Source organism: Pseudomonas sp. PS01299, from assembly GCF_029960145.1.
Lineage (GTDB): Bacteria > Pseudomonadota > Gammaproteobacteria > Pseudomonadales > Pseudomonadaceae > Aquipseudomonas > Aquipseudomonas putida_A.
The window spans coordinates 1-4,951 of record NZ_JASCPO010000327.1; the positions used below are offsets into that span (position 1 = coordinate 1).

General features: G+C 62.3%; 3 protein-coding genes. All 3 read right to left on the reverse strand.

The features are described from left to right. Positions 1-82: 82 nt before the first annotated feature. Entirely contained in the window at positions 83-2,326 is a 2,244-nt protein-coding gene (relA, locus tag QMX91_RS28930; protein ID WP_027612305.1) for a GTP diphosphokinase, read from the reverse strand. Between the two features lie 101 nt (positions 2,327-2,427). Next, entirely contained in the window at positions 2,428-3,804 is a 1,377-nt protein-coding gene (gene rlmD, locus QMX91_RS28935) for a 23S rRNA (uracil(1939)-C(5))-methyltransferase RlmD (RefSeq protein WP_225135970.1), read from the reverse strand. Next, positions 3,804-4,706, reverse strand: coding sequence for a cysteine synthase CysM (gene cysM / locus QMX91_RS28940; protein WP_045122014.1), 903 nt, complete (start codon positions 4,704-4,706; stop codon positions 3,804-3,806). The genes rlmD and cysM overlap by 1 nt, the downstream gene beginning before the upstream one ends. Positions 4,707-4,951: the final 245 nt, after the last annotated feature.

Genomic DNA, 4,951 nt, shown 5'->3' on the forward strand with positions numbered 1-4,951 from the left:
GCGGTGTGTCATTCAGCGTAAATATCGACTGACACGCCCTCTTCGCGAGCAAGCCCGCTCCCACATTCGAACGAAGCCATCTTCACGGAGTACGGTTACGCCGCGTCTCGATGATGTTCGGCAACTGCGAAATCCGCCCCAGCAAGCGCCCCAGCGCATCCAGCCCGGGAATCTCGATGGTCAGCGACATCAGCGCGGTGTTGTCTTCCTTGTTCGAGCGGGTGTTGACCGCCAGCACGTTGATCCGCTCGTTGAGCAGCACCTGCGAGACGTCACGCAGCAGACCGGAACGGTCGTAGGCGCGGATGACGATGTCCACCGGATAGGTGAGCACCGGCACCGGGCCCCAGCTAACCTGGATGATCCGCTCCGGCTCGCGCCCGGCCAGTTGCAGCACCGAGGCGCAGTCCTGACGGTGAATGCTCACGCCGCGGCCCTGAGTGATGTAGCCGACGATCGCGTCGCCCGGCAGCGGCTGGCAGCAGCCAGCCATCTGCGTCATCAGGTTGCCGACGCCCTGGATCTGGATGTCGCCACGCTTGCCCGGTTTGTAGCCGGTGGCCTTGCGCGGGATCAGTTCGAGCTGTTCGTTGCCGCGTTCCGGCTCGACCAGTTGCTGCGCCAGGTTGACCAGTTGCGCCAGACGCAAGTCGCCGGCACCGAGGGCGGCGAACATGTCTTCGGCGGTTTTCATGTTGGCCTTTTCGGCCAGCTTGTCGAAATCCACCGCCGGCAGACCGAGGCGATTGAGTTCGCGCTCGATCAGGGTTTTACCGGCCGCAACGTTCTGGTCACGGGCCTGCAACTTGAACCAGTGAACGATCTTCGCCCGCGCCCGCGAGGTGGTGACGTAGCCCAGGTTCGGGTTCAGCCAGTCGCGGCTCGGCGTACCGTGCTTGCTGGTGATGATCTCGACCTGCTCACCGGTCTGCAGGCTGTAGTTGAGCGGCACAATACGGCCGTTGATCTTCGCGCCACGGCAGTTGTGACCGATTTCGGTGTGCACGCGGTAGGCAAAGTCCAGCGGCGTCGCACCTTTCGGCAAGTCGATGGCGTGACCGTCGGGGGTGAAGATGTACACCCGGTCCGGTTCGATATCGACCCGCAGCTGTTCGGCCAGACCACCGATATCGCCCAGCTCCTCGTGCCACTCCAGCACCTGACGCAGCCAGGAGATTTTCTCTTCGTAGTGGTTCGAGCCGGACTTGACGTCGGTGCCTTTGTAGCGCCAGTGCGCGCAGACGCCGAGCTCGGCCTCTTCGTGCATCGAGTGCGTACGGATCTGTACTTCCAGCACCTTGCCTTCCGGACCGATTACCGCGGTGTGCAACGAGCGGTAGCCGTTCTCTTTCGGGTTGGCGATATAGTCGTCGAATTCTTTCGGGATGTGCCGCCACAGGGTGTGGACGATGCCGAGCGCGGTGTAGCAGTCGCGCATTTCCGGCACCAGCACGCGCACGGCGCGCACGTCGTAGATCTGGCTGAACTCCAGCCCCTTGCGCTGCATTTTGCGCCAGATCGAATAGATGTGTTTGGCCCGGCCGCTGATGTCGGCGTCGACGCCGGTGGCCTGCAATTCGTCCTTGAGCTGGGTCATCACATCGCTGATGAACCGCTCACGGTCCAGCCGCCGCTCATGGAGCAGCTTGGCGATCTGTTTGTATTGATCGGGTTCCAGGTAACGGAAGGACAAGTCCTCCAGCTCCCACTTGATATGACCGATGCCGAGCCGGTGCGCGAGCGGCGCATAGATGTCGAAGACTTCCCGGGCGACGCGGTTGCGCTTCTCGTCGTCAGCGGTTTTCACCGCGCGAATGGCGCAGGTACGTTCGGCCAGTTTGATCAGCGCGACACGAACGTCGTCGACCATCGCCACCAGCATCTTGCGCAGGTTTTCCACCTGGCCCTGAGTGCCCATCACCATCGACTGGCGCGGGCTGAGGCTGGCACTGATTGCCGCCATGCGCTGCACGCCGTCGATCAGTTTGGCCACGACGGGACCGAAGCGCTGGCTGACCGCCGCGAGTTCGATCTGACCTTCGCGGACGCCGCGATACAGCACCGCCGCGACCAGCGAATCCTGATCGAGTTTGAGGTCGGCGAGGATCTCGGCGATCTCCAGTCCCGTGCTGAAACTGCCGGAGCCTTCGGCCCACAGATTCTTCTTGGCATTGGACTGCTGTTCGGCCTCGCGAGCGAACTCGCAGGCTTCTTTCAAGGCTTCGCGATCCAGTGCCATGTCGACACTGACCGCGTGATCGAGCCAAGCCTCGAGATTGATACTGCCGTCAGTGTTGATCGGCTGGTGTGCTCTCACCTGTACCATGCTGCTTTACCTTCCCTACGACGCAGATTCAATGCGTCAAATCGCTGACCCTCAACGCCCGTATGCGCTCGCGGGGCTAAAGCGAGCGCCGCCCGGACAGGTCAGACGGATTCAGACGAGCCATCCTGGCTCGCTTCAAATAACGCCATGGCCTCGACATGTGCCGTCTGAGGAAACATATCGAGAATCCCGGCACGTTTTAACCGGTAGCCCTGCCTGATCAATTCGACCGTATCGCGCGCCAGAGTTGCAGGGTTGCACGATACATACACCAACCGTTTGGCACCCAGGGTCGCGAGCTTGCGCACCACCTCGAAAGCACCGTCACGCGGTGGGTCCAAGAGTACCGCAGAAAAGCCGTTTCCGATCCACTGAGCATCGGTCAAAGGCTGGGATAAATCGGCTTGAAAAAACTTTGTGTTATGCAAATTGTTGCTAGCAGCATTGGCAGCGGCACGGTCGACCATGGTCTGCACGCCCTCCACCGCCACCACTTCACGCACGCTTTTGGCCAGCGGCAAGGCGAAGTTACCCAGACCGCAGAACAGGTCGAGCACGCGCTCGTCACCGGTCGGCTTCAGCCAGTCCAGCGCCTGCGCGACCATCGCCTCGTTGACCCCGGCGTTGACCTGGATGAAATCCCCTGGCCGCCAGGCCAGATCCAGATCCCACTGCTCCAGGCGATAGCCCAGCGCCTGCGTGGCATCCACCGGTTGCGGCTGGCCTTCGCCATGCAACCACAGTTGCGCTGCATGGAACTGGCAGAAATCCTTGAGGATCGTCAGGTCGGCTTCGGACAGCGGCGCCATGTGTCGCAACAACACCGCCAGCGATGAACCACTGAACAACTCGACATGCCCCAGCGCCTGCGGTTTGCTCAAACGACGGAGCATCTCCGGCAAACGGGTCATGATCGGTTGCAAGGGCTGTACCAGCACCGGGCATTCGTTGATGGCGACGATGTCCTGACTGCCGGCAGCGCGGAAACCGACTTCAAGCTGCTTGGCTTTCATGTCCCAGCGCACGGCGATCCGCGCGCGGCGGCGATAGCCGAATTCCGGGCCAGTCAACGGCGCAGCCCATTCGTCAGGCGCGACCCCGGCGACCTTCGACAGCTGCTCGGCGAGCATGCGCTGTTTCAGGGCAAGCTGCTCGGCGTGGGGCAAGTGTTGCACGCTGCACCCGCCGCAGCGGCCGGCATGCTGACAGGCTGCCGGGCGACGCAACTCGCTGGCCTTGAACACGCGCTCGGTGCGCGCCTCGACCACTTTGCCGTGGGCGCCAAGTACCCGCGCCTCGACCTCTTCACCGGCAAGGGCGCCGAGGACGAACCAGGTTTTGCCTTCGAAAAACGCGATGCCGCGACCGTCATTGGCCAGGCGCTCGATGTTCAAGCGCTGTTTTTTGCCGGTCGGAATTTGCGCGGCCTTGCTGCCGCCGGTGGGCTGGAAGCGCAGGCCTCTCTCGTGCTTGGCCATCAGTTGGGCGCGTCGAAAATGCCGGTCGACAGATAACGGTCGCCACGGTCGCAGATGATCGCGACGATCACCGCGTTTTCAACTTCTTTGGACAGGCGCAGCATCGCTGCCACCGCACCACCCGAGGACACGCCACAGAAGATGCCTTCTTCGCGGGCCAGACGCCGGGTGACGTCTTCGGCCTCGCTTTGCGCCATGTCGACGATGCGGTCAACGCGATCAGCCTGATAGATCTTCGGCAGGTATTCCTGCGGCCAGCGACGGATGCCGGGAATGGCCGAGCCTTCCATCGGTTGCAGCCCGATGATCTGCACGCTGTCGCTCTGCTCTTTCAAGTAGCGCGAGACACCCATGATGGTGCCGGTGGTGCCCATCGAACTGACGAAATGGGTGATGGAGCCCTGGGTCTGACGCCAGATTTCCGGGCCGGTGGTGGTGTAGTGCGCCTCCGGATTATCGCCGTTGGCGAACTGATCAAGCACTTTGCCACGGCCTTCGGCTTCCATCCGCTGGGCGAGATCGCGAGCGCCTTCCATGCCCTCTTCCTGACTGACCAGAATCAGCTCGGCACCGTAAGCGGTCATCGCCGCCTTGCGCTCGGCGCTGGAGTTGTCCGGCATGATCAGGATCATCTTGTAACCCTTGATCGCGGCGGCCATGGCCAGCGCAATCCCGGTGTTGCCCGAGGTCGCTTCGATCAGCGTGTCGCCGGCGTGGATCTGCCCGCGCAGTTCGGCACGGGTGATCATCGACAGCGCCGGACGGTCCTTGACCGAACCCGCCGGGTTGTTCCCTTCGAGCTTGAGCAACAGGGTGTTGCTGGTGGCACCGGGCAGGCGCTGCAAACGCACCAGCGGAGTGTTGCCGACGCAATCGGCGATGGTTGGGTACTGCAGGGTCATGGCGTATTCGCAATCCAGACGTGCGGGGGCGCCTATCATACCGGCAAACGTTCGCAGGCCATATCACGCAAAGTGCGGTGCTTATGGTTTCTGGGAATAAGCAGATGAATGTCGCACCGGTGGTGCGACTTTTGAGTTCAGCGGTGAATCGAAGGGCCCCTTCGCGAGCAAGCCCGCTCCCACAGGAGGGTGACGGTGTTGGTTATACAATCTGCGGACGACACACATCCACTGTGGGAGCGGGC

Bases quoted from the DNA above. Each gene is read 5' to 3' on its own strand.
- relA (WP_027612305.1), bottom strand. From the start codon at position 2,326: ATGGTACAGGTGAGAGCACACCAGCCGATCAACACTGACGGCAGTATC.
- cysM (WP_045122014.1), bottom strand. From the start codon at position 4,706: ATGACCCTGCAGTACCCAACCATCGCCGATTGCGTCGGCAACACTCCG.
- rlmD (WP_225135970.1), bottom strand. From the start codon at position 3,804: ATGGCCAAGCACGAGAGAGGCCTGCGCTTCCAGCCCACCGGCGGCAGC.